Below are 20,972 nucleotides of genomic sequence, written 5' to 3' on the forward strand. Positions count from 1 at the left end.
CACAAATTCGCTACTAATTTAATAGCTGCTGGCGCAATGAATACGGGGGCTAGAGGCCACTTTCTGTCATTTTCTTGACGGCACCACCAAGTCCAGCACGCAACCGATCATGGCCTTGGCCAGCTCGCGCTCCCCCACGAACACCGTGCCCGCGCCATCGTTCTCCAGCCGCGCGGCCTCTTCGGCGTTGTGGCTGCGCACGACCACGTGGATGTTGGGGTTCAGCGTGCGTGCCACCTCTACCATGCCGCGCACCTGGAGGGTCTCCGGTGTGGCAATCACGAGTGCGCGCGCCTCACGGATGTGCGCCTGGACCAGCACCATGGGCTCGGTGGCATCGCCCCACACGGCAGGGATACCCTGGGCCCGCAGCGCCTCGACCGAGTCGCGGTTGGATTCGGCCACCACGAAGGGAATGCCTTGCTCAGTCAGCGCGCCGGCAATGAGCTTGCCCACGCGGCCCCAGCCCACGATGACCACCTGGTTGGCAAGGTACTTGGCATCCGTGGTCATGGGCAATTCGGCCAGCGGGTTGACCGCCAACTCCAGCCGTGCGGCCAGCGTGGGGTGGCGCTGCAGCCACTGCAACACCGGCTGCACCGCGCTGAACACCAGCGGGTTCAGCGCAATCGAAATCAAGGCGCCGGCCAAGATCAGGCTGTTGCCTTCCTTGGGCAGCAAGCCCAGCACCATGCCCAAGCCGGCCAGGATGAAGGAGAACTCCCCCACCTGCGCCAGGCTGGCCGCCACCACCAGCGCGGTGCGCGCCGGGTAGCCCAGCATCAGCACCAGCACCACGGCAGCCACCGTCTTGCCCAGGATGATGACCGCCACCGTGGCCAGCACATGCAGCGGCTCCTGCACGATGACCATGGGGTCAAACAGCATGCCCACCGATACAAAGAACAACACGGCAAACGCGTCCTGCAGCGGCAGCGTTTGTTCGGCCGCGCGGGCGCTGAACTCGGACTCGCGCAGCACCATGCCCGCAAAGAACGCCCCCAGCGCAAACGACACGCCGAACAGCGCCGCGGAGCCATAGGCAATACTTACTGCCGCGGCCACCACGCTGAGCGTGAACAGCTCGCGCGAGCCGGTCTTGGTGACCTGCCACAAGATCCACGGAAACAGGCGCCGCCCCACCACCAGCATGAAGGCCACAAAGCCGCCCACCTGCGCCAGCGTGATGACGATGGTCATCGCCGTGCTGCGGCCGGTGGTGGTGGCGGTACCGCCCAGCGACGGCGCCAGCGCGGGCAGCAGCACCAGCACCAGGACCATGGCCAGGTCTTCCACCACCAGCCAGCCAATGGCGATACGGCCGTCGGCCGCATCCGTCAGGCCCTGGCTCTCCAGCGCCTTGAGCAGCACCACGGTGCTGGCCACCGACAGCGAAATGCCAAACACCAGCGCCGCCCCCAGTGACCAGCCCCAGAACATGGCCACGCCCGCGCCCAGCGCCGTGGCTACCACGATCTGCACGATGGCCCCGGGCAAGGCAATCTTGCGCACGGCCAGCAGGTCGTCGATGGAGAAGTGCAGGCCCACGCCAAACATCAGCAGCATCACACCCACCTCGGCCAGCTGCGAGGCAATCTGCGCGTCGGCCACAAAGCCCGGCGTGGCCGGGCCAATCACGATGCCGGCCAGCAGGTACCCCACCAGCGCAGGAAACTTCAGCTTCACCGCGACGAAGCCCAGGACGAGCGCCAAGCCAAAGCCGGCGGCCAGGGTGGTGATAAGGCTGACGGAATGGTCCATGGATGTGGGGTCTGCGGGGGCTCAGGATGGGGAATGCGTGCGTGCGGCATTGCCGTGCGTGCGCAGGTAGGCATCGACGGCCTGCTTGGAGATACGGCGGTGGCCGCCCTCCGACCGCGTCACCTCGCCCAGCTTGCCCTGGTCGCACAGCATGGAAACATAGGGCCGGCTCATACCGAGTTGTGCAGCCACTTCGGCCGTGGTGAGCAGGTCGCCAGCGGCATCCGAACGGCGGGCGTGGCCCTGCCCGGGCGAAGTGCCAGCAGAGGCCTCCAGCAGCGCCAGCGCACTGACCAACGCCATGCGTTGGCGTGTGCCCTGGGGCGACGCATCGGTCAGCGCCGTGGTCACGCCAAAGGCCGCCACTTCTGCCAGCCGTTCGCACACGGTGGCGACCAGCTCCGCGGCGCTGCCGGCCACCGTGGGCACCCGCAGCTCCAGCCCGGCTACGCGCAGCACGCGGGAATCTGGCGCGTCTTCCACCTCCACGTGCTGGGCAAAGGTGGCCTTCAGCTGCGCAAACAGCCCATCCAATGCGGGAAGCGTGTGGCTGGTACTACCGGTGAATGCGCTGGCGTCGGACATGGGCAAAGGCGCATCGGCTGCGCAGGGTGTTTAGCCCCCCATTTTCACCGCCAAAACCCATAAATTCGAAATAATCGAAATTAATTTGTATTAATTCGAAAAAATCACTGCAGCGTGAACGCGTCCATCGCCAGCATGCTGTACATCACCTCGCGGCTCAGGTAGTCCGGCCGCGCATCCGCGCCCGCAGCGCCCAGCGCAAAGAACAGCGGCAGAAAGTGGTCTTCACTCGGGTGGGCACGGCTGGCGTGTGGCGCCTGGGCGCGGTAGGCCAGCAGCGCGTCCAGGTTGCCGGTGCTGAGCTGCTTCTCAATCCAGCGGCTGAACTCGGTCACATAGGGCGCCACGGCGCGCTCGCCCCCAAAAAACTCGCCCAGGTTGTGCGTCATGGACCCAGAGCCCATGACCAGCACCCCCTGCGCACGCAGACCGGCCAGGGCGGCGCCCATGGCGTAGACCTCGCGCGGGCCGTAACCCATGGGCAGGGCCACTTGCACAACCGGCACATTCGCCTGTGGCAGCATGTGCATCAGTGGCACCCAGGTGCCGTGGTCCAGCGGGCGGGTGTCGTCAGGCTGGGCGGTGATGCCAGCGGCCTTGAGCGCAGCAATCACTTCAAAGCCCAGCGCCGGGCTGCCCGGTGCGGGGTAGTTCAGTTCATACAGCGCGGGCGGAAAGCCGCCAAAGTCGTGCCAGGTGCTGGGTTGGGGCGTGGTCATCACCGCGGGGCTGCGCGCCATCCAGTGCGGCGACATGATGACGATGCCGCGCAAGTCGGCCGGCAACGTGGCACCCCAGGCCTGCAGCGCAGGGCCGGTGGTACCGGCGTCCACCGCAAACAGCGGGGCACCGTGGGAGACAAACAGGCTGGGCAGTGCGGTCATGGTGGGTTCCTTGTGCATATTCAAAAGCGATACCTGCACTGTAAAAGCCTGGAAAACAAAGATAAATAGCCGCCCCATTGATTCAATGTCTCTGTTTTGTTGACAATAGAGGCATTCACACCTTGAAAGAAAGCCCTGCCATGCAAAAGCACGCTCCCCTGCCCCTTTGGTCTGTGGCCTGGCCCGTGGGCGGCTGGGTGTTGTTGGGGGGCAGCCTGCTAGGCCTGGCCGGTGGCTGGTGGGTGGCCCTGTTGGCCGCCGGGCTGGTGGGCACCGTGCTATCCGCCGTACACCATGCCGAGGTGGTGGCGCACAAGGTGGGTGAGCCCTACGGCACGCTGGTGCTGGCGCTGGCCATCACGGTGATCGAGGTGGCGCTGATTGTCTCGATGATGCTGGCCGGTGGCCCCGAGACCACAGCGCTGGCGCGCGATACCGTGTTTGCCGCGGTGATGCTGATCTTGAACGGCATCGTCGGCCTGTGCCTGCTGGCCGGCGGCAGCCGCTACCGTGAACAAACCTTTGGCCAGCTGGGCGTGAGCGCCTCACTCACCACGTTGGCCGCCATCGCGGTGCTGACACTGGTGCTGCCCAACTACACCACCAGCGTGATCGGCCCGGTCTACAGCCCCAGCCAGCTGGCGTTTGTGGCCATCGTCTCGCTGGTGCTGTACGGCACCTTTGTGCTGGTGCAGGCCGTGCGCCACCGCGATTACTTTTTGCCCCCCGAGGCCAAGACCGACGAAGAAGTCCATGCGCAGCCCCCTGGCGGCAAGCTGGCCGCCATCAGCGCGGGCCTGTTGTTGCTGGGTCTGGTAGCCGTGGTGCTGTTGGCCAAGGCGCTGGCGCCCACGATCGAGGCCGCCGTGGCCGGCGCAGGCGCACCCAAGGCGGTGGTAGGCATCATCATTGCCATGGTGGTGCTTTTGCCCGAGGGCCTGGCCGCCTACCGCGCAGCCCGCGCCAATCGGCTGCAGACCAGCCTGAACCTGGCGTTGGGCTCGGCCCTGGCCAGCATTGGACTCACCATTCCCGCCGTGGCCATCGTGTCGCTGGCTACGGGCTGGACACTGACGTTGGGCCTGGACATCAAGTCCAGCGTGTTGCTGTTGCTGTCGCTCTTTGTGTCCACGCTGTCGCTCAGCACCGGGCGCACGACGGTGCTGCAGGGCGTGGTGCATCTGGTGCTGCTGGCCACCTATTTGTTCACCACCATCGTGCCCTGAGGCGCGCGCCGCCATGGACCAGTTTCGCCAGATGCAGGCCTTTGTGGCCGTGGTGCAGGCCGGCAGCTTTGTGCAGGCGGCGCAGCGGTTGGACACCTCCAAGGCCGTGGTCTCGCGCTTGGTGCTGGAGCTGGAAGCGGCCCTGAACACCCGGCTGCTGAACCGCACCACACGCCGCCTCTCACTCACCGATGCGGGCAGCGACTACCTGGAGCGCTGCCGCCAGATTCTGGAAGACGTGAACGATGCCAACGCGGCAGTGAGCGAAGGTGCGGGCGCGGTGACCGGCCGCCTGAAGATCAATGCACCGCTGACGTTTGGCAACCTGCACCTTGCGCCGCTATGGGGCGAGTTTTTGAAACTGCACCCGCGCGTGGAACTGGACATTGCGCTGACCGACCGCGTGGTGGACTTGGTGGAAGAAGGCTTTGACATGGCGGTGCGCATTGCGCTGCTGGCCAACTCCACGCTGGTGTCCCGCACGCTAGCGCATGACCAGGTGCTGCTGTGCGCCTCCCCCGCCTACCTACGCTCCGCACCGCCCATCACCACGCTGGATGACATTGCCCAGCACAGCGTGATGGCGTATTCGTGGTGGTCCGGCGGCGATGTGTGGACGCTGACCGACGCCCAGGGCAAAGCCCACAGCGTGACCACGCACCCCCGCCTGCGCGCCAACAGCGGCGACACCTGCCGCGCCGCCGCGCTGGCCGACCAGGGCCTGATTTACCAACCCGGTTTTCTGGTGGGTGACGATGTGCGCGCGGGCCGCCTGGTGCGCGTGCTGCCCACACTGCAGGGCCCCACGCTGGGCATCCACGCCATGTACCCCACGCGCAAGCATTTGCCGAGCAAGGTGCGCGCCATGGTCGACTTTCTGGCCCACTCGTTCCAGACACCCGCCTGGGCCTGAGCTAGCGCAGCTGGGCCAACCCGGTCAGCGCGGCGTGCTGCAGCAACATGATGGTCTTGCCATCCTGAATCGCGCCGCTGTGCACCATGGCCAAAGCATCGACCAGGGGCAGCTCCAGCACTTCAATGTCCTCGCCCTCGTGTGCCATGCCACCGCCCTCGCCCGTCTGCTGGTGGGCCTGGTACTCGGCCACAAAAAAGTGCAGCTTCTCAGTCACCGAGCCCGGGCTCATGTAGGCCTCAAACAGCTTGCGTGGCGACTGGATCTGGAAGCCGGTTTCCTCCTGCACCTCACGGCGTATGCAGGCTTCGGGGTCGTCGCCATCGAGCAGGCCCGCGCAGGCCTCGATCAGCATGCCATCGGCACTGCCGTTCACAAACGCGGGAAAGCGGAACTGCCGCGTCAGGACCACCGTGCCGCGCTCAGCGTTGAACAGCAACAGCACCGCGCCATTGCCGCGGTCGTAGGTCTCGCGGCTCAGGCGCTGCCAGCTGCCATCGCGGCGCTGGTACTCAAAGGTGGTTTTCTTCAGCGTGTACCAGTCGTCAGACAGCACCTCGCTCTGAAGGATGCGCACGGCAGGCGCAGTGGCGTAAGAAAGGGAGGTATTCATGGCTTCTCCTGAAATATGCAGTATCATGCATTATTACGTAATTTCGTGCAAATACAACAGGCCATGCTGACCACCCAACGCAAACAACTGATCCTGACCCGCCTGGCGGCCGACGGGCAAATTCTGGCCAAATCCCTGGCCGCCGAGCTGGGCACGTCCGAAGACACCATTCGCCGTGACCTGCGCGAGCTGGCCCAAGAGGGAAAGTTGCAGCGCGTACATGGTGGCGCCCTGCCCGCCTCCGCTGCGGTGGCCAATCTCGCGGTGCGTGCCGAGGTATCTCCGGAAGACAAAGTGGCGCTGGGCCGTGCCGGTGCTGCCATGGTCCAACCCGGGCAACTGGTCATGCTGGACGGCGGCACCACGGCACTGCAGGTAGCGCGCCACCTCGCGCCCGATCTGCGCGCCACCGTGGTGACCCACAGCCCCACCGTGGCTGTGGCGCTGGCGCAGCATACGCACCTGGACATCATCGTGCTGGGGGGGCGGCTGTACCGCCATTCCATGGTGAACGTGGGGACCGCAGTGATCGAGGCCGCCGCGCGCTACCGCGCCGACCTGTTTTTCATGGGCGTAACGGGCGTGCACCCCCAGGCGGGGTTGAGCACGGGGGACAGCGAAGAAGCGGATGTAAAACGCGCTCTGAGCGCGCGTGCAGCCGAGACCGTGGTGCTGGCCTCCAGCGAAAAACTCCTGGCCGCATCGGCCTTTGTGATTGCACCCACCAGCGCCCTGACCACCTTGGTGGTGCCCGGTGACACGCCCACAGCCACGTTGCGCAGCTTTCGCAAGGCGGGTGTCACCGTGGTAATAGCACCCTGATGGGCGTAAAAAATTACGCGGTTTGCATGCCCGCCAGCCCCGCCACAGCCAGCGCATAGCCGTTGACGCCAAAGCCTGCCATCACGGCCTTGGCCGCAGGCGAGATGTAGGAATGGTGGCGAAACGCCTCGCGCGCATGCACATTGCTGATGTGCAGTTCGATCAGCGTGATGCCTGTGCCCTTGATCGCGTCGTGCAATGCCACGCTGGTGTGGGTGTAGGCCCCGGCGTTCAGGATCACACCAGCCAATTGGCCCTTGGCGTGCAGCTGGCCGGCCTCATGCAGCCAGTCCACCAGCGTGCCTTCGTGGTTGCTTTGGCGGAAGTCCAGCGCAAAACCATTGGCCAGGCAGGCGCGTTCGCATAGGGCCTCCACGTCGGCCAGTGTTTGGCTGCCATAGACCTGGGGTTCGCGCGTGCCCAGCAGGTTGAGGTTGGGGCCGTTGAGGATGAGTGCTGTTTTCATGAAAACGTCCTAGAAAAATACAAACCAATCAGGCCGCGGCAGCGGTCGCCGCACCGCCCGCCGGGTGGCGCATGCGCCAGACCTTGTAAGCGCAACCGCAGGCCACCATCGCCATGGCCGTGGTGCCCCAGAACACGCTGGCCAGGCCAAAGTGCTGGCTGAGCTGACCGCCCACCAAGCCGCCGATCACGCCAGGAATGCCGTAGCCAATCACAATGTACAAGGCTTGGCCGCGCCCGCGCAGTTTGCCCGGAAAGTGGTGCGACATCAGCGCAATGCAGGCGCTGTGGTGGGCTGCAAACGTCAGCGCGTGCAGCGCCTGGGCAATCACCAGTACCCACAACACCGAAGCCATGGACGCCGTTGCTGCCATACGAAACACCATGACCGCCGCACACAGCACCAACCAGCCGGTCAGGCTTACCTTGGGCATCCAGCGGCTTTGGGTGAAGAACCAGCCAATCTCTACAGTCACCGACACCGCCCACAGCAGGCCGATCATGGTCTTGCTGTAGCCCAGCGAATCGATGTAGAGCGAGAAGAAACTGTAAATGCCCATGTGCGACAGCACATGGAAAAACACCGAGGCAAACAGCCAGCGCACCGCGGGCTGGGCCAGTACCGGACCAATGGGCTGCGACACCGCGTCAGCACTGGCGTGGTGCTCTTCTTTCACATCGGGCATGCGGTAGGCAAACACCAGCAGTGCCACCAAGGTGGCACTCACGATGAAGGGAAAGCTGCGCATGCCCACGTGCTCAAACCAGGCGCCCGCACCGAGCACGGCCAGCATGAACCCAAGCGACCCCCACAGCCGCACACGGCCATAGAGCTTGGTGTCAAATGCGCCACCCTGGCTCACCACATGGGCCACGGCCGCCTCGGTCATCGGCATCATGCCGCTGGTCTGCGCAAACATGGCCAACAACACCAGCCCCAGCCACCACGCATTGGAGCCCGGAAACCACAGGCCTACCGACACCACCAAGGCAATCAGGGCGCCATAGCGCAGCAGCTTGGCGCGCTCGCCTGTGCGGTCACTCAGTGCACCCCAGGCATACGGCGCCACCATGCGCGTCGCCGCCTGGAGGGAAGTCAGCACGCTGATGACCACCAGACTCAGGCCCAGGCTTTTGAGCCACAGTGGCAAAAACGGGGTGAAGAAACCTGCGTGGGTGGAGTAGCTCGCGGTCAGGGCCGCAAACGGAAGAAGGTGCCGGCGCGTGGCCGACGCAGATGCCTCAGCCACGGCGCTCAAACGCTGGCCGCGATGGGCGTGAGCGCAGGCACCACGTCGCCACACTGCGCGCGGTGGCGCAGTACATGGTCGATCACCACCAGGGCCAACATGGCTTCGGCAATGGGTGTGGCGCGTATGCCCACACAGGGGTCGTGCCGGCCTTTGGTGATGACCTCGGTGGGGTTGCCCTGCACATCGATCGAATCACGCGGTGTGATGATGGAGCTGGTGGGCTTGATGGCAATGCTCACCTCCAGGTCTTGCCCGGTGGTGATGCCGCCCAGCACGCCGCCTGCGTTGTTGCTGGCAAAGCCATTGGGTGTCAGGCTGTCACCATGCGTGGTGCCGCGCTGGGTCACGCTGCCAAAGCCGGCACCAATCTCCACGCCCTTGACGGCGTTGATGCCCATCATGGCGTAGGCGATGTCGGAGTCCATCTTGTCAAACAGTGGCTCGCCCAGGCCGACCGGCACATTGGAGGCGCTGACGCGGATGCGCGCACCGCAGGAGTCCCCGGCCTTGCGCAGTGCGTCCATGTAGTCTTCCAGCGCCTGCACATCGGCCACGGGCGCAAAGAAGGGGTTGTGGGGCACATGCTCCCAGCTCTCGAAGGCAATCGGCAGCTCGCCAATCTGCGTCATGCAGCCGCGAAATTCGGTGCCAAACTTTTCCTTCAGCCACTTCTTGGCCACGGCACCGGCCGCCACCATAGGCGCCGTCAGGCGGGCGCTGGAGCGGCCACCGCCACGCGGGTCGCGGATGCCGTATTTCTGGAAGTAGGTGTAATCGGCGTGGCCGGGGCGGAAGGTTTCCAGGATGTTGCCGTAATCCTTGCTGCGCTGGTCGGTGTTCTGGATCAAGAGCGCAATCGGCGTGCCCGTGGTCTTGCCCTGGTACACGCCGCTGAGGATCTGCACCGCGTCGGGTTCGTTGCGCTGGGTGACGTGGCGGCTGGTACCGGGGCGGCGGCGGTCCAGGTCACCCTGGATGTCGGCCTCGCTGAGTTCCAGGCCGGGAGGGCAGCCGTCAATCACGCAGCCAATGGCTGGGCCGTGGGATTCACCAAAGTTGGTGACGGTGAAGAGATGTCCGAAGGTGTTTCCGCTCATGCTAGGGATTATCCCTGACCCAACGAACGAAGCTTGCATGGCACCGAAATTCCACTAGGATGGCTTGAGCAGCCTGCACACAAGGCCGCACTTACTTTGCCCCGAGGAGACGTTATGAAATTCGACAACATGCGCGTGGCGCACAAGCTGTGGCTGGTCGTGATGGGCCTGTTGCTGCTGATGGTAGTGGCCGCCACCTGGACGCAGCTGCGCTCGCGCACTGCGACGGACTCCACCATGCACATGGTCAGCAAGTACGAGGACGCGATCACCACCGCCGTGCGCTGGCGGGGACTCGCCGAGCTGGCAGTGACCATGTCCATGGGCAGCATCGTCACCACCGACGAGGCGCTAAAAAAAGACTACGACACCAAGGTAGCCGCACTGACCGCGCGCATCACGCCGGTGCAAGAGGCCGTCACCAAAGGCGCGACCTCGCAGCTGGACAAGGACGCCTTGGCCTATGTGGCCAAGACGCGTGCCGAGATCCGCGGCATGGGCGACAAGGCCAAGGAGGTGAAGTCCTCGGATGACGCGGCCGCCAAGCAGGCCTTTCTGGACAAGCAATACCGGCCACTGGCAGACGCCTACCTGGCGGCCATCGACAAATTTGTGACCACGCAGGAGCAACAACGGGATGCTGCCCAGGCCGCACTCGAAGAGGTGCGCCAGGGCCTGACCATGGTGGCGCTGGTAGCCGTCGTAGTGGTCTTTGCGCTGGGTATTTTCCTGTGCATGGTGCTGGTGCGTTCCATCACACAGCCGCTGGGACGGGCCGTCTCGGTGGCGCAGGCCATTGCCGATGGCGACCTGACCCAGGAAGCACGCGATGACCGCAAAGACGAATTTGGCATGCTGATGCGGGCACAGTCCGACATGGCGGTCAAGTTGCGTGACCTGGTGTCCCAGGTGCGCAGCGGCGTCGAGTCGGTCTCCAACGCCTCCAGCGAGATCGCCACGGGCAACAACGACCTGTCGGCCCGCACCGAGCAAACCGCCTCCAACCTGCAGCAAACCGCCGCCAGCATGGAGCAGCTCACCAGCACGGTCAACCAGTCTGCAGATACCGCCCGCCAAGCCAACGACCTCGCAGCCAAGGCCGCCACGGTGGCGTCGCGCGGTGGCGAGATGGTGGGCCAGGTGGTGCAAAGCATGCAGCACATCACCGCGTCTTCCCGCAAGATTGGCGACATCATCAGCGTGATTGACGGCATTGCCTTCCAGACCAACATCCTTGCGCTGAACGCTGCGGTGGAAGCCGCACGCGCCGGTGAGCAGGGCCGTGGCTTTGCCGTGGTGGCCAGTGAAGTGCGTTCGCTGGCCGGGCGCTCTGCCGAGGCGGCCAAGGAGATCAAGGCCCTGATCAACACCTCGGTCGAAACCGTGGAGACCGGCTCGCGCCAGGTGGAGCAGGCGGGCGAAACCATGGGCGAGATTGTCAGCAGCGTGCAGCAGGTCAGCCAGTTGATTGGCGAGATCACAGCAGCCTCTACCGAGCAGCGCGATGGCATTGCCCAGGTCAACCAGGCGGTGGGCAATCTGGACCAGATGACCCAGCAAAACGCCGCCCTGGTGGAGGAGTCTGCCGCGGCGGCTTCGGCCATGCGGGACCAGGCCCAGCACCTGGCACAGCTGGTGTCCGTCTTCAACGTGGGAGGTGGGGCGCCTCGGCGTTTGGCACTGTCTGCGTAGGTGACCTCTGGAACGGTTTATGCATGGTGCTGCACTGCACCAATCTAGTGTTTAAACCGCTTTCTGAAAGGAGCCTCCCATGCTGGACCGCACCGCCACGAAGTTTTCCCACGTCAAGCCCGAAGACACACAATTTGTATCGGGCGGCTTGCGCGATTTCTTTTTGTACAAGGACCTGGGCGTGGCCGAGGCCACCCATGGCAAGGTGATTGCGCACCTGGTGAAGGCCAATATGGCACCAGAAACAGGCACAGGATGGCACCGACATGAGGCGGATTTCCAGATCGTGATCATGACCAAGGGCTGGGCGAAGTTCATGTACGAGGACCAGGAAACCCTGGTGCAGGCCGGTGACGTGGTGCACCAGCGCCCCGGCATTCGCCACTTTCTGTTCGACTACTCGCCCGACATGGAGTACCTAGAGATCGTCTCGCCCGCAGACTTCAAGTCGATCGACGTAGACCCGGTGTGCGCTGTGCCGGCGCCCACGCCCTGGGTCTGAAAAGGCCTAGAACTCTGCGTCGAGCTCGTCAATCTCTTCGGGCTCGGCTTTGGCGGCCTCTACCCACTCCTGCATGGCAGGCAGCGCCATGATGCGTTTGCAATAGGCCGCCGCCTCTTTGCCGATGGCGACGTCGTAGGTCAGAAAACGGGTCACCACCGGCGCGTACATGGCATCGGCCAAGCAAGGCTTCTTGCCAAACAGGTAGGGGCCGCCGTAGTTTTGCAGGCAGTCCTTCCAGATAGCCAGCACACGGTCAATATCGGCCTGCGCACGCGACCACACCTTGAATTTGGGGAAATGGGCCTTGAGGTTCATGGGCAGCGAACCGCGCATGGAGGCAAAGCCCGAATGCATTTCTCCGCACACCGAGCGGCAGTGCGCACGGGCGCGCACGTCGTCGGGCAACAGATGGGCCTTGGGTTTGATTTCGTGCAGGTACTCGCCAATGGCCAGGGTGTCCCAGACGGTCACACCGTCGTGCTGCAGAAACGGCACCAGCATGCTGCTGGAGAGCAGCAGCATCTCGGCCTTCATGGCGGGGTCTTCCGGCGAAATGATCTTTTCGGTGAACTCCAGACCTGACAGCTTGGCCATGAGCCAGCCACGCAGGGCCCAGGCACCGTAGTTTTTGCTGCTGATCGTGAGAACCGCTTTGGCCATGGAGAATCTTTCAACGGAGATCGGTGGATGGGCACGTGCAAGGGTTGTGCCAATACAGGCCATCATGGCATGCCCAGCGCGGGTTGGCGCGCAAATTGCCTGCAATGGGTCCATATGGGCTATGCCCTTTACCGGACGGGACCACCATGCTCTACCAAGCCTACCAAAGTCAGTCTGATTTCACCTCGCCACTGCGCCTGCTGGCCCAGGGCTTGGGTGCTTCCCTCTGGATGAACCAGACCGAGGGCAGTGCGCTGCGCAAGATGGCGGCCGGCATGGAGGTACTTTCCCGCCTGCGACTGACCCACTCGCGCCCGGCCTACGGCATCGACAGCGTGAAAGTGGCAGAACGCGACATTCCTGTGGCCGAAGTGGCCGTGCTGACCATGCCCTTTGGCACCCTGCTGCACTTCCAAAAGCAGCAGGCCACGGCAGAACCTCAGCCCAAGGTGCTGCTGGTGGCGCCCTTGTCCGGCCACTTTGCCACGCTGCTCCGCGAGACCGCGCGCACCCTGCTGCAGGACCACGACGTTTACATCACAGACTGGCACAACGCCCGCGATGTCTCACTGCGCCACGGCGCCTTCGGCTTGGACGACTACATCGACCACATGATCCGCTTCACCCAAACGATTGGGCCGGGCACCCACGTAATTTCAGTGTGCCAACCCTGTGTGGCCGCGCTGGCGGCCACGGCCCTGATGGCGGAAGACGATGACCCGGCCCAGCCGCGCAGCCTGACGCTGATGGCCGGCCCCGTGGACTGCCGCGTGAACCCCACCGAAGTCAACAAGCTGGCCGTGAGCAAACCGATTGAGTGGTTCGAGAAAAACCTCATCAGCCATGTGCCGCTGCCGCACAAGGGCTATATGCGCCGCGTCTACCCGGGCTTTGTGCAGCTCAGCGCGTTCTTGAGCATGAACCTGGACCGCCACAAGCAGTCTTTCAAGGATCTGTACCAGCATCTGGTGAATGGCGACGTGGAGAAGGCCAACATCATCCGCGTGTTCTACGACGAGTACCTGGCCGTGAACGACCTGCCAGCCGAGTTCTACCTGGAGACGGTGGAAAAAGTCTTCCAGACCTACGACCTGCCACTGGGCAAGCTGACTTACAAGGACCGCATCGTCAACCCCGCGGCCATTCGCCGCACGGCGCTGATGACGGTGGAAGGGGAACGCGACGACATTTGTGCGGTGGGCCAGACGGTGGCCGCGCAAGACCTGTGCAGCAGCGTGCGCCCGTATATGAAAACACACCATGTGCAGACCGGTGTGGGGCACTATGGGGTGTTCAGTGGTCGCAGGTGGAACCAGCAGATTTACCCGCGCGTGCGGGACATGATCCATGCCAGCGAGGGCTAGGCCCCACGGCACGGTCTTCGGACCGGCTTAGTCGGCCTTGGAGGCTGCGTCTTCGCCTTCGGGCCAGTCGCGGATGTAGGCCTTGAGCATTTTGTTCTCGAAGTTCTGGCTGTCCACCACGGCTTTCGCTACGTCGTAGAAACTGACCACCCCCATGAGCATGCGGTTCTCAATCACCGGCATGTAGCGCGCATGGCGGTCCAGCATCATGCGGCGCACCTCGTCCATTTCGGTTTCCATGGTGCAGGTCAGCGGGCCGGGGTCCATGGCGCGGTAAACAGTGGTGGTGCCGAAGCTGCCGCCGTTTTTCACCACGGCCTGGATCACTTCACGGAAGGTCAGCATCCCCACCACCAGACCATGCGAAATCACCACCAGCGAGCCAATGTCTTTTTCGGCCATGAGCTGGGCAGCGTCTGCCAGGGTGTCTTCCGGTTTGGTGACAAAAAGCGTACCGCCTTTGACGCGCAGAATATCGCTGACTTTCATGGTGCTTCCTCGTGACACTTCGGTTGGGGCTATGTGCCCAAATATAGCCCACAATCCCAGCGATTCATCCCCTTCTTGTCACGGAGAAACCTATGGCTGGCTACGCCGACCCTGGCTTTGACACCCTGGCCCTGCACGCAGGTGCATCGCCCGACCCCACCACCGGCGCACGCGCCGTACCCATCCACCTGACCACCTCGTTTGTGTTCGAGTCCAGCGAGCACGCACAGTCGCTGTTCAACCTGGAGCGCGCGGGCCACGTCTACAGCCGCATCAGCAACCCCACCAACGCCGTGTTCGAGCAACGCATGGCCGCACTCGAAGGCGGCATTGGCGCCATTGCCACGTCCAGCGGCCAGGCCGCACTGCACTTGGCCGTGGCCACGCTCATGGGCGCGGGCGGCCACATCGTCGCCAGCACCGCGCTGTACGGCGGCTCGCAAAACCTGCTGCACTACACGCTGCGCCGCTTTGGCATTGACACCACCTTTGTGAAGCCCGGAGATGTAGATGGCTGGCGCGCGGCAGTGCGGCCCAACACGCGCCTGTTCTTTGGCGAGACCGTGGGCAACCCCGGGCTGGACGTGCTGGACACGCCCACCATTGCGCAGATCGCCCACGAGGCGGGTGTGCCGCTGCTGGTGGACTCCACCCTCACCTCGCCCTGGCTGGTGCAGCCCTTCGCGCAGGGGGCCGACCTGGTCTACCACTCGGCCACCAAGTTCCTCAGCGGACACGGCACGGTGATTGGTGGCGTGGTGGTGGACGGTGGCAGTTTTGACTGGGCGCGCGCCCATGCGGCCAGCGGCAAGTTCTCGGAGCTGGCCGCGCCCTACGAGGGCTTTCACAACATGAACTTCAGCGAGGAAAGCACCGTGGGCGCCTTCCTGCTGCGCGCGCGCCGCGAAGGCCTGCGCGACTTTGGCGCCTGCATGAGCCCGCATACCGCCTGGCTGATCTTGCAGGGTATAGAGACACTGAGCCTGCGCATGGCGCGCCACATCAGCAACACCGAGAAGGTGGTGGCATTTCTGGCCAGCCAGCCTTTTGTGGGCCGCGTGGGCCACCCGCTGCTGGAAAGCCACCCCAGCCACGCACTGGCGAAAAAGCTGCTGCCCAAAGGCGCGGGCTCGGTGTTCAGCTTTGACCTGAAGGGCAACCGCGAGCAGGGCAAGAAGTTCATCGAGGCCCTCAAGGTTTTCAGCCACCTGGCCAATGTGGGCGACTGCCGCAGCCTGGTGATCCACCCGGCCAGCACCACCCACTTCCGCATGAGCGACGAGGCGCTGGCGGCTGGCGGTATCACCCAGGGCACGATCCGCCTGTCTATCGGGCTGGAAGACCCGGACGATTTGATGGACGACCTGAAACGCGCCTTGAAAGCCGCAGAAAAGGCAGGTGCGTGATGGACATCCAGGTTAACGGCGCCAGCGCCTACTGCTACACCGGTGGCAAGCCATTCGACGCGGCCAAGCCCACCGTGGTATTCATCCACGGCGTGCTCAACGACCACAGCGTCTGGATTCTGCAGAGCCGCTACCTGGCCCACCACGGCTACAACGTGCTGGCCGTGGACCTGCCGGGCCATTGCCGCAGCGCTGGCGAGGCACCTGCAACCGTGGAACAGGCGGCCGACTTCATCGTGGCGTTGTTGGACGCGGCGGGCATCGATAAAGCCGCACTCGTGGGCCACAGCTGGGGCTCGCTGATTGCACTGGAAGCGGCATCACGTTTGGCTGCCCGAGCCACGCATCTGGTGCTGGTGGGCACTGCCTACCCCATGAAGGTGTCCCCTGCGCTGCTGGAGACCTCGCTCAATGAGCCCATGAAGGCGCTGACCATGGTGAATGTGTTCTCGCGCAGCACGCTGGCCGCGCCCCCCTCGGCGCTCGGGCCAGGCACCTGGGTCTACGGCAGCAGCATGGCGCTAGGCCGGCGCGTACTGGCCAGCAACACGGCGGTGAATGTGTTCCACCGCGGTTTTTCAGCCTGCAACGACTATGCCCATGGCGAAGAGGCCATGGACCAAGTGCAGTGCCCGGTGCTGTTTGTGCTGGGCGAGCAGGACCAGATGACCCTCCCGAAGGCGGCGCAGTTGCTGATCCAGCGGGCGGAGCACGGCGGCAAGCGGGTGCAGGTGCAGCGCATTGCCGTGGGCCACCACCAGATGACCGAGGCGCCGGAAGCCACGCTGTCCGCCATGCGACAGTTTTTGGCCCAGCCCTAGGGGAAGCGCGCTTGTCAGGGGGCGGGCTTCGCGGTCACCATGTCGGCACTGCAGACAACGCATAGGAAATCGACCATGGACACCACCAGCCCCGCCGCCATTGACCCGCGCAGCTTCCACAGCTTTGCCGAGTTTTATCCGTTCTATCTGGGTGAGCACAACAACCGCACCTGCCGGCGCCTGCACTTTGTGGGCTCTTCGCTGAGCCTGGCGTGCACCGGCATGTTCTTGGCCACCCTGCAGCCCCAGTACCTGCTGTACGGCTTGCTCTGTGGCTACGGTTTTGCCTGGGTCGGTCACTTCGGGTTTGAGAAGAACAAGCCCGCCAGTTTCAAGCGCCCGCTCTACAGTTTCATGGGCGACTGGCGCATGTACCTGGACATCTGGACGGGCAAGATCCCTCTTTGATTTGCTCTTATTTTTGTAGCGCCTCGCGCAGTGTTGTCGAGGGCCAGCGGCCGATTTTCCATAAATTCTCGGTCACGGCGTCGGGCGACAGCAGCAGTGCCCGCATCACCGGCTCCAGCACCGCGGTGTCTGGGTCGGCCAGCAGCACATAGCGCGACAGGGCATCCGGGCCTGCCGCTTCGTTGAGCTGCCCCACCCAGTCCAGCTCTACCAACTGGCGCAGCACGGGCTCCAGCCGCAGCGGGTCCACCTGCAAGGCCGTGCGCAACTGTGGCAGGGTCAGGCCCTTGTCACCCGCTTGGCGGGCCAGCTCCAGGTGCTGCAGCGCTTCCAGCGCCAGTTGAAACTGCCAGCCATGCGCCAGCTTGCGGCGCGGCACGCCGGCCAGCAGGCTGGGCACATAGGCGGTGAGCGCTGCGCCCAGCAGCACGATGACCCAGGCCACATAAATCCAGACCAGCAAAATCGGCACCGTGGCAAACGCGCCGTAGACCACCGAGTACGTCGGTACCTTGCTCAGGTACAGGGCCAGACCCTTGCGCGCCAGCTCAATGCCCGCCGCCACAAACAGCCCGCCCATCCAGGCATGGCCCCAGCGCACCTGGGTGTTGGGCACGTAATGGAACATGGCAGCCGTGCCCGCCGCCACCAGCACAAACTGCAGGCTGTCAAACAGCACAGTCACACCACCGGGCAACCCACCCACCACGCCCTTGGAGGCCGACACGGCATACGACGTCATGGTCAGGCTGGCGCCCAGCAACAGCGGCCCCAGTGTGATGGCGGCCCAGTAGATCAGCACACGCTGCGCAAACGGGCGCGGCTTGCGCACCCGCCAGATGCTGTTGAGCGTGCGGTCAATCGTGAAGATCAGTGCCAGCGCCGTTCCCAGCAGCACCGCTAGCCCCGCCACGCCCAGACGGCTGGCCTTGCCGGCAAACTGGTTCAGGTAGCCCAGCACCTGGCGGGCGATGCTGTCGGGCACCAGGCTTTCGATCAGCCACTTCTGCAGCACGTCCTGGAACTTGGCGAACATGGGAAACGCAGTGAACACCGCCAGCGCCACGGTGATGAAGGGCACCAGCGCGATGGTGGTGGTGAAGGTCAGGCTACTGGCCGTCAGGCCCAGGCGGTCCTCCCGAAAGCGCTCGCGCAGCGTGACGGCGGCGTCGCGCCAGGGGATGCTGGCCACGTCGTGCAGCCATGGTGTGAGGCGGTCTATCAGTTGCATCCCGCCATCATGCCAGCTACTTCTCCACCATCGTGGGCTGGGCTTTCCACTTCTGGAAACTCTTGCGGATCAGTTCGTCCAGCACGCCACTTTTCTTCAGCAGGGCCAGGCGCGCGTCGATCAACTCCAGCTTGTCTGCACATTTGCCGTAGCGGGTCAGCACCATGAAATTGGGGGTATCCACCAGAAACGGTTCTTTGACCACAAAGCGCTCTTCGTCACCACGCTTGAGCAGCAGCGCCATACCCGTGTAGTAACCGGTGATGAAATAGTCGATGCGGCCCAACGCCAGTTTTTCGAAATTGCTCTCGGGGCTGTTGGACTCCTGGACGTTGAGCTTGTCCTTGAGGTACTCGTCCACCCCGCCGCCAAACACATTGCCGCGGGTAATGCCGCCGCGCAGCCCCACCAGGTCGGCGCGGTCCCGGAATTCAAACGGGTGCTCACGGGCGCTAAACACGGCCACCGGGTTGGAGAGGGCTGGCGTCTTGGGGTAGAGCAAAAAGACTTCTCGCTCCGGCGTTTTCTTCAGCGTGGCAATCATGTCCACCTCGCCACGCTCGGCCAGCGACATGAGCCGTGGAAACGGCCCCAGGTAGCGCACCTCGAAAGGAATTTTCAGCTCGGTCAGCACGCGTTTGGCAATTTCGATGCTGGCGCCCTGCAGGGTTTCTCCGTCATACCAGTGCATGGGCGGGTACGCGGGGTCCGCGGTCAGAACCAGGCGCGTGCACTCGGCCTGCGCGCCCAGCGCCAGCCCCGCCAAAACACCACCCACCGCCCACCGTTGCCAGTACCGAGACCGTTGGAATGCCATGCCAGTGCTCCACGCCCAAGGGGACAGGGCCAGCCTAGCGCGATCGCCATGCCCCCGCAAGAGGGGAAAGCCGGGCCGCTCCGGCCATTTGTTTTAAGCTATGCGGTTCCCATGAGAGCAACACCTATTCCCCATTCCGCCCTCCCCGCGCGTTCCGTCCAACTGAGCCGCTGGCTCGCTGTGGCCACCACCCTGGGGCTCATCGCCCTGGGCCTGGCCTGGGAGCTGGCGCTGGCCCCCATTCGCCCCGGCGGCTCATGGCTGGCGCTCAAGGTGCTGCCCCTGTGCATCCCGCTGGCGGGCTTGTTGAAAAACCGCATGTACACCTACCGCTGGGTCAGCCTGGTGGTGTGGCTGTACTTCACCGAAGGCGTGGTCCGGGCCTGGGGCGACCGCGCGCCCGGCAACTGGCTGGCCGGACTGGAAGTGTTGCTGTGCCTGGTGCTGTTTGTAGCCTGCACCGTGTACATCCGCCTGCGCCTGAAAGCCGGCAAAGCGCTGGCAGCGGAGGCCACCCCATGAACACCCACACCACGCTTTTGGCCACCCTGCGCAGCATCGTGGGGGGCGCCCATGTGCTGACCGAGGGTGACCTCACCGCCTACGAGCAAGACTGGCGCAAACGCGAGCGCGGCAAGGCGCTGGCCGTGGTGCGGCCCGGTGCCACCGCCGAAGTGGCTGCCGTGGTCAAGGCCTGCGCTGCGGCCGGCGTGAGCATCGTGCCCCAGGGCGGCAACACCGGCATGGTGGTGGGCTCCATCCCCGATGCATCGGGCCAGCAAGTCGTCTTGAGTCTGCAACGCATGGCGCAGATCCGCGTGCTGGACGCGGCCAACCTGACCGTCACCGTGGAGTCCGGCTGCATCTTGCAAACTCTGCAGGAGGCGTGTGAGAAGGAAGGCTTTCTGTTCCCGCTGAGCCTGGCTGCCGAAGGCAGCTGCACCATAGGCGGCAACCTGTCCACCAACGCGGGCGGCACCCAGGTGGTGCGCTACGGCAATACGCGTGAACTCTGCCTGGGCCTGGAGGTGGTCACGGCTCAGGGCGAGGTGTGGAACGGCCTGACCGGCCTGCGCAAAGACAACACCGGCTATGACCTGCGCCACCTGTTCATCGGCGCCGAAGGCACGCTGGGCATCATCACCGCGGCCACGCTGCGCATCTATCCCCTGCCCGCGGCGCAGCTCACCGCGTTTGCCGCCGTGCCGTCGCTGGCAGCGGCGGTGGAGTTACTGGGCTTGGCCCACAAACACCTGAGTGCGGGGCTGACGGGCTTTGAGGTCATGGGCGCCTTTGCATTGGGCCTGGTGCGCAAGCATTTCCCGCAGCAAAACGTGCCGTTCCAGACAGGGCCTGACGTACCACCCTACTGCGTGGTGCTGGAAAACTCCGACCATGAATCCGAAGGCCATGCGCGTGCGCAGTTTGAGCGCCTGCTGGAAGCCGCCCTGGAACAAGGCTGTGTGCTGGATGCCGTGGTGGCCGAGAACCTGGCCCAGGCCCGCGCCCTGTGGCACATCCGCGAGAGCATCCCGCTGGCGCAGGCGCAAGAGGGACTGAACATCAAGCACGACATCTCGATTGCGGTGTCGCGCATCCCCGCCTTTGTGCGCGAGACCGATGCGCTGCTGGAACAGCACTTCCCCGGCGCGCGCCTGGTCAACTACGGCCACCTGGGCGACGGCAACCTCCACTACAACGTGCAAGCGCCCGCAGGTAGCGATGCCGAGGCCTTTTTGCGCGACCAGGAAGGCCCCATCAACACCCTGGTGTACGCGGTGGTGGACCGCTACAACGGCTCCATCTCGGCCGAACACGGCATTGGTAGCCTCAAGCGCGACAAGCTGGAGCACCACAAATCTCCCGTGGCGCTGAACGCCATGCGTGCCATCAAACTGGCGCTGGACCCCCACAACCTGCTCAACCCCGGCCGGGTATTGAAGCTCTGATATTTCGAGGA

At 64.3% G+C, this 20,972-nt stretch carries 22 protein-coding genes; 11 read left to right on the top strand and 11 right to left on the bottom strand.

The genetic code is table 11. The features are described from left to right. Positions 1 to 66: 66 nt before the first annotated feature. From AC097R_RS15000 to AC097R_RS15010, 3 genes are all read right to left on the bottom strand, one after another. Entirely contained in the window at positions 67 to 1,761 is a 1,695-nt protein-coding gene (locus AC097R_RS15000; RefSeq protein WP_479598929.1) for a cation:proton antiporter domain-containing protein, read from the bottom strand. A gap of 21 nt (positions 1,762 to 1,782) precedes the next feature. Then, the gene (locus AC097R_RS15005) at positions 1,783 to 2,346 is read right to left on the bottom strand and encodes a helix-turn-helix domain-containing protein (RefSeq protein ID WP_479598930.1); all 564 of its coding nucleotides are present in this window, start codon (positions 2,344 to 2,346) and stop codon (positions 1,783 to 1,785) included. A 104-nt stretch (positions 2,347 to 2,450) separates the two neighbouring features. Then, positions 2,451 to 3,230, bottom strand: a complete 780-nt coding sequence (locus AC097R_RS15010) for a DODA-type extradiol aromatic ring-opening family dioxygenase (protein WP_479598931.1) — start codon at positions 3,228 to 3,230, stop codon at positions 2,451 to 2,453. 140 nt (positions 3,231 to 3,370) lie between these two features. On the opposite strand from AC097R_RS15010, the gene AC097R_RS15015 reads away from it, so the two are divergent. Beyond that, positions 3,371 to 4,456 (top strand): calcium:cation antiporter, encoded by a 1,086-nt coding sequence (locus AC097R_RS15015; RefSeq protein WP_479598932.1) that lies wholly within the window; start codon positions 3,371 to 3,373, stop codon positions 4,454 to 4,456. 13 nt (positions 4,457 to 4,469) lie between these two features. Further along, entirely contained in the window at positions 4,470 to 5,369 is a 900-nt protein-coding gene (locus AC097R_RS15020; RefSeq protein WP_479598933.1) for a LysR family transcriptional regulator, read from the top strand. Between the two features lies 1 nt (position 5,370). Here the strand turns inward: AC097R_RS15020 and nudK are convergent, their stop codons facing one another. Further along, positions 5,371 to 5,982: a GDP-mannose pyrophosphatase NudK gene (gene nudK / locus AC097R_RS15025; RefSeq protein WP_479598934.1), complete on the bottom strand. Its 612-nt coding sequence runs from the start codon at positions 5,980 to 5,982 to the stop codon at positions 5,371 to 5,373. Positions 5,983 to 6,045: 63 nt separating this feature from the next. On the opposite strand from nudK, the gene AC097R_RS15030 reads away from it, so the two are divergent. Further along, on the top strand, positions 6,046 to 6,804 hold the full coding sequence (locus tag AC097R_RS15030) for a DeoR/GlpR family DNA-binding transcription regulator (RefSeq protein ID WP_479598935.1): 759 nt from the start codon (positions 6,046 to 6,048) through the stop codon (positions 6,802 to 6,804). Positions 6,805 to 6,817: 13 nt separating this feature from the next. On the opposite strand, the gene aroQ is transcribed toward AC097R_RS15030, so the two are convergent. Genes aroQ through aroC form a run of 3 tightly spaced genes read right to left on the bottom strand, consistent with a single transcriptional unit; the run spans position 6,818 to position 9,619 of the window. Continuing rightward, entirely contained in the window at positions 6,818 to 7,270 is a 453-nt protein-coding gene (gene aroQ / locus AC097R_RS15035) for a type II 3-dehydroquinate dehydratase (protein ID WP_479598936.1), read from the bottom strand. Positions 7,271 to 7,298: 28 nt separating this feature from the next. Then, positions 7,299 to 8,519 carry an MFS transporter gene (locus tag AC097R_RS15040; protein ID WP_479598937.1) on the bottom strand — a complete coding sequence of 407 codons (1,221 nt, stop codon included), beginning with the start codon at positions 8,517 to 8,519 and terminating at the stop codon, positions 7,299 to 7,301. A gap of 5 nt (positions 8,520 to 8,524) precedes the next feature. Further along, the gene (gene aroC, locus AC097R_RS15045) at positions 8,525 to 9,619 is read right to left on the bottom strand and encodes a chorismate synthase (RefSeq protein ID WP_479598938.1); all 1,095 of its coding nucleotides are present in this window, start codon (positions 9,617 to 9,619) and stop codon (positions 8,525 to 8,527) included. A 114-nt stretch (positions 9,620 to 9,733) separates the two neighbouring features. Between aroC and AC097R_RS15050 the strand changes: the two genes are divergently transcribed. Together AC097R_RS15050 and AC097R_RS15055 are read left to right on the top strand one after the other, a co-directional pair. Beyond that, on the top strand, positions 9,734 to 11,311 hold the full coding sequence (locus AC097R_RS15050) for a methyl-accepting chemotaxis protein (protein ID WP_479598939.1): 1,578 nt from the start codon (positions 9,734 to 9,736) through the stop codon (positions 11,309 to 11,311). Between the two features lie 79 nt (positions 11,312 to 11,390). Then, positions 11,391 to 11,813, top strand: a complete 423-nt coding sequence (locus tag AC097R_RS15055; protein WP_479598940.1) for a cupin domain-containing protein — start codon at positions 11,391 to 11,393, stop codon at positions 11,811 to 11,813. 6 nt (positions 11,814 to 11,819) lie between these two features. Here AC097R_RS15055 and AC097R_RS15060 read toward each other — a convergent pair whose 3' ends face one another. Then, entirely contained in the window at positions 11,820 to 12,476 is a 657-nt protein-coding gene (locus tag AC097R_RS15060) for a glutathione S-transferase (protein ID WP_479598941.1), read from the bottom strand. Positions 12,477 to 12,622: 146 nt separating this feature from the next. On the opposite strand from AC097R_RS15060, the gene AC097R_RS15065 reads away from it, so the two are divergent. Then, positions 12,623 to 13,840: a polyhydroxyalkanoate depolymerase gene (locus AC097R_RS15065; RefSeq protein WP_479598942.1), complete on the top strand. Its 1,218-nt coding sequence runs from the start codon at positions 12,623 to 12,625 to the stop codon at positions 13,838 to 13,840. Between the two features lie 27 nt (positions 13,841 to 13,867). Here AC097R_RS15065 and AC097R_RS15070 read toward each other — a convergent pair whose 3' ends face one another. Further along, the gene (locus tag AC097R_RS15070; RefSeq protein WP_479598943.1) at positions 13,868 to 14,329 is read right to left on the bottom strand and encodes a CBS domain-containing protein; all 462 of its coding nucleotides are present in this window, start codon (positions 14,327 to 14,329) and stop codon (positions 13,868 to 13,870) included. A 92-nt stretch (positions 14,330 to 14,421) separates the two neighbouring features. On the opposite strand from AC097R_RS15070, the gene AC097R_RS15075 reads away from it, so the two are divergent. The 3 genes from AC097R_RS15075 (at position 14,422) to AC097R_RS15085 (ending at position 16,964) form a co-directional block, all read left to right on the top strand. Then, positions 14,422 to 15,735, top strand: coding sequence for an O-acetylhomoserine aminocarboxypropyltransferase (locus AC097R_RS15075; protein WP_479598944.1), 1,314 nt, complete (start codon positions 14,422 to 14,424; stop codon positions 15,733 to 15,735). Continuing rightward, positions 15,735 to 16,556 carry an alpha/beta fold hydrolase gene (locus tag AC097R_RS15080; protein ID WP_479598945.1) on the top strand — a complete coding sequence of 274 codons (822 nt, stop codon included), beginning with the start codon at positions 15,735 to 15,737 and terminating at the stop codon, positions 16,554 to 16,556. Before AC097R_RS15075 ends, AC097R_RS15080 begins: the two co-directional genes overlap by 1 nt. Before the next feature lie 75 nt (positions 16,557 to 16,631). Then, positions 16,632 to 16,964: an Mpo1-like protein gene (locus AC097R_RS15085; RefSeq protein WP_479598946.1), complete on the top strand. Its 333-nt coding sequence runs from the start codon at positions 16,632 to 16,634 to the stop codon at positions 16,962 to 16,964. Between the two features lie 7 nt (positions 16,965 to 16,971). Here the strand turns inward: AC097R_RS15085 and AC097R_RS15090 are convergent, their stop codons facing one another. Beyond that, a complete protein-coding gene (locus tag AC097R_RS15090) occupies positions 16,972 to 18,195 on the bottom strand; it encodes a YhjD/YihY/BrkB family envelope integrity protein (RefSeq protein WP_479598947.1) in 1,224 nt (407 codons plus the stop codon). A 16-nt stretch (positions 18,196 to 18,211) separates the two neighbouring features. Further along, entirely contained in the window at positions 18,212 to 19,012 is an 801-nt protein-coding gene (locus tag AC097R_RS15095) for a substrate-binding periplasmic protein (RefSeq protein WP_479598948.1), read from the bottom strand. A 111-nt stretch (positions 19,013 to 19,123) separates the two neighbouring features. On the opposite strand from AC097R_RS15095, the gene AC097R_RS15100 reads away from it, so the two are divergent. Beyond that, positions 19,124 to 19,534: a DUF2069 domain-containing protein gene (locus tag AC097R_RS15100; protein ID WP_479598949.1), complete on the top strand. Its 411-nt coding sequence runs from the start codon at positions 19,124 to 19,126 to the stop codon at positions 19,532 to 19,534. Continuing rightward, positions 19,531 to 20,961: an FAD-binding oxidoreductase gene (locus tag AC097R_RS15105; RefSeq protein WP_479598950.1), complete on the top strand. Its 1,431-nt coding sequence runs from the start codon at positions 19,531 to 19,533 to the stop codon at positions 20,959 to 20,961. Before AC097R_RS15100 ends, AC097R_RS15105 begins: the two co-directional genes overlap by 4 nt. Positions 20,962 to 20,972: the final 11 nt, after the last annotated feature.

The organism is Rhodoferax sp. ZS1R25 (genome assembly GCF_056521335.1).

Coding starts and splice junctions, on each gene's coding strand:
- AC097R_RS15000 (WP_479598929.1), bottom strand. CDS start 1,761: ATGGACCATTCCGTCAGCCTTATCACCACCCTGGCCGCCGGCTTTGGC.
- AC097R_RS15005 (WP_479598930.1), bottom strand. CDS start 2,346: ATGTCCGACGCCAGCGCATTCACCGGTAGTACCAGCCACACGCTTCCC.
- AC097R_RS15010 (WP_479598931.1), bottom strand. CDS start 3,230: ATGACCGCACTGCCCAGCCTGTTTGTCTCCCACGGTGCCCCGCTGTTT.
- AC097R_RS15015 (WP_479598932.1), top strand. CDS start 3,371: ATGCAAAAGCACGCTCCCCTGCCCCTTTGGTCTGTGGCCTGGCCCGTG.
- AC097R_RS15020 (WP_479598933.1), top strand. CDS start 4,470: ATGGACCAGTTTCGCCAGATGCAGGCCTTTGTGGCCGTGGTGCAGGCC.
- nudK (WP_479598934.1), bottom strand. CDS start 5,982: ATGAATACCTCCCTTTCTTACGCCACTGCGCCTGCCGTGCGCATCCTT.
- AC097R_RS15030 (WP_479598935.1), top strand. CDS start 6,046: ATGCTGACCACCCAACGCAAACAACTGATCCTGACCCGCCTGGCGGCC.
- aroQ (WP_479598936.1), bottom strand. CDS start 7,270: ATGAAAACAGCACTCATCCTCAACGGCCCCAACCTCAACCTGCTGGGC.
- aroC (WP_479598938.1), bottom strand. CDS start 9,619: ATGAGCGGAAACACCTTCGGACATCTCTTCACCGTCACCAACTTTGGT.
- AC097R_RS15050 (WP_479598939.1), top strand. CDS start 9,734: ATGAAATTCGACAACATGCGCGTGGCGCACAAGCTGTGGCTGGTCGTG.
- AC097R_RS15055 (WP_479598940.1), top strand. CDS start 11,391: ATGCTGGACCGCACCGCCACGAAGTTTTCCCACGTCAAGCCCGAAGAC.
- AC097R_RS15060 (WP_479598941.1), bottom strand. CDS start 12,476: ATGGCCAAAGCGGTTCTCACGATCAGCAGCAAAAACTACGGTGCCTGG.
- AC097R_RS15065 (WP_479598942.1), top strand. CDS start 12,623: ATGCTCTACCAAGCCTACCAAAGTCAGTCTGATTTCACCTCGCCACTG.
- AC097R_RS15070 (WP_479598943.1), bottom strand. CDS start 14,329: ATGAAAGTCAGCGATATTCTGCGCGTCAAAGGCGGTACGCTTTTTGTC.
- AC097R_RS15075 (WP_479598944.1), top strand. CDS start 14,422: ATGGCTGGCTACGCCGACCCTGGCTTTGACACCCTGGCCCTGCACGCA.
- AC097R_RS15080 (WP_479598945.1), top strand. CDS start 15,735: ATGGACATCCAGGTTAACGGCGCCAGCGCCTACTGCTACACCGGTGGC.
- AC097R_RS15085 (WP_479598946.1), top strand. CDS start 16,632: ATGGACACCACCAGCCCCGCCGCCATTGACCCGCGCAGCTTCCACAGC.
- AC097R_RS15090 (WP_479598947.1), bottom strand. CDS start 18,195: ATGCAACTGATAGACCGCCTCACACCATGGCTGCACGACGTGGCCAGC.
- AC097R_RS15095 (WP_479598948.1), bottom strand. CDS start 19,012: ATGGCATTCCAACGGTCTCGGTACTGGCAACGGTGGGCGGTGGGTGGT.
- AC097R_RS15100 (WP_479598949.1), top strand. CDS start 19,124: ATGAGAGCAACACCTATTCCCCATTCCGCCCTCCCCGCGCGTTCCGTC.
- AC097R_RS15105 (WP_479598950.1), top strand. CDS start 19,531: ATGAACACCCACACCACGCTTTTGGCCACCCTGCGCAGCATCGTGGGG.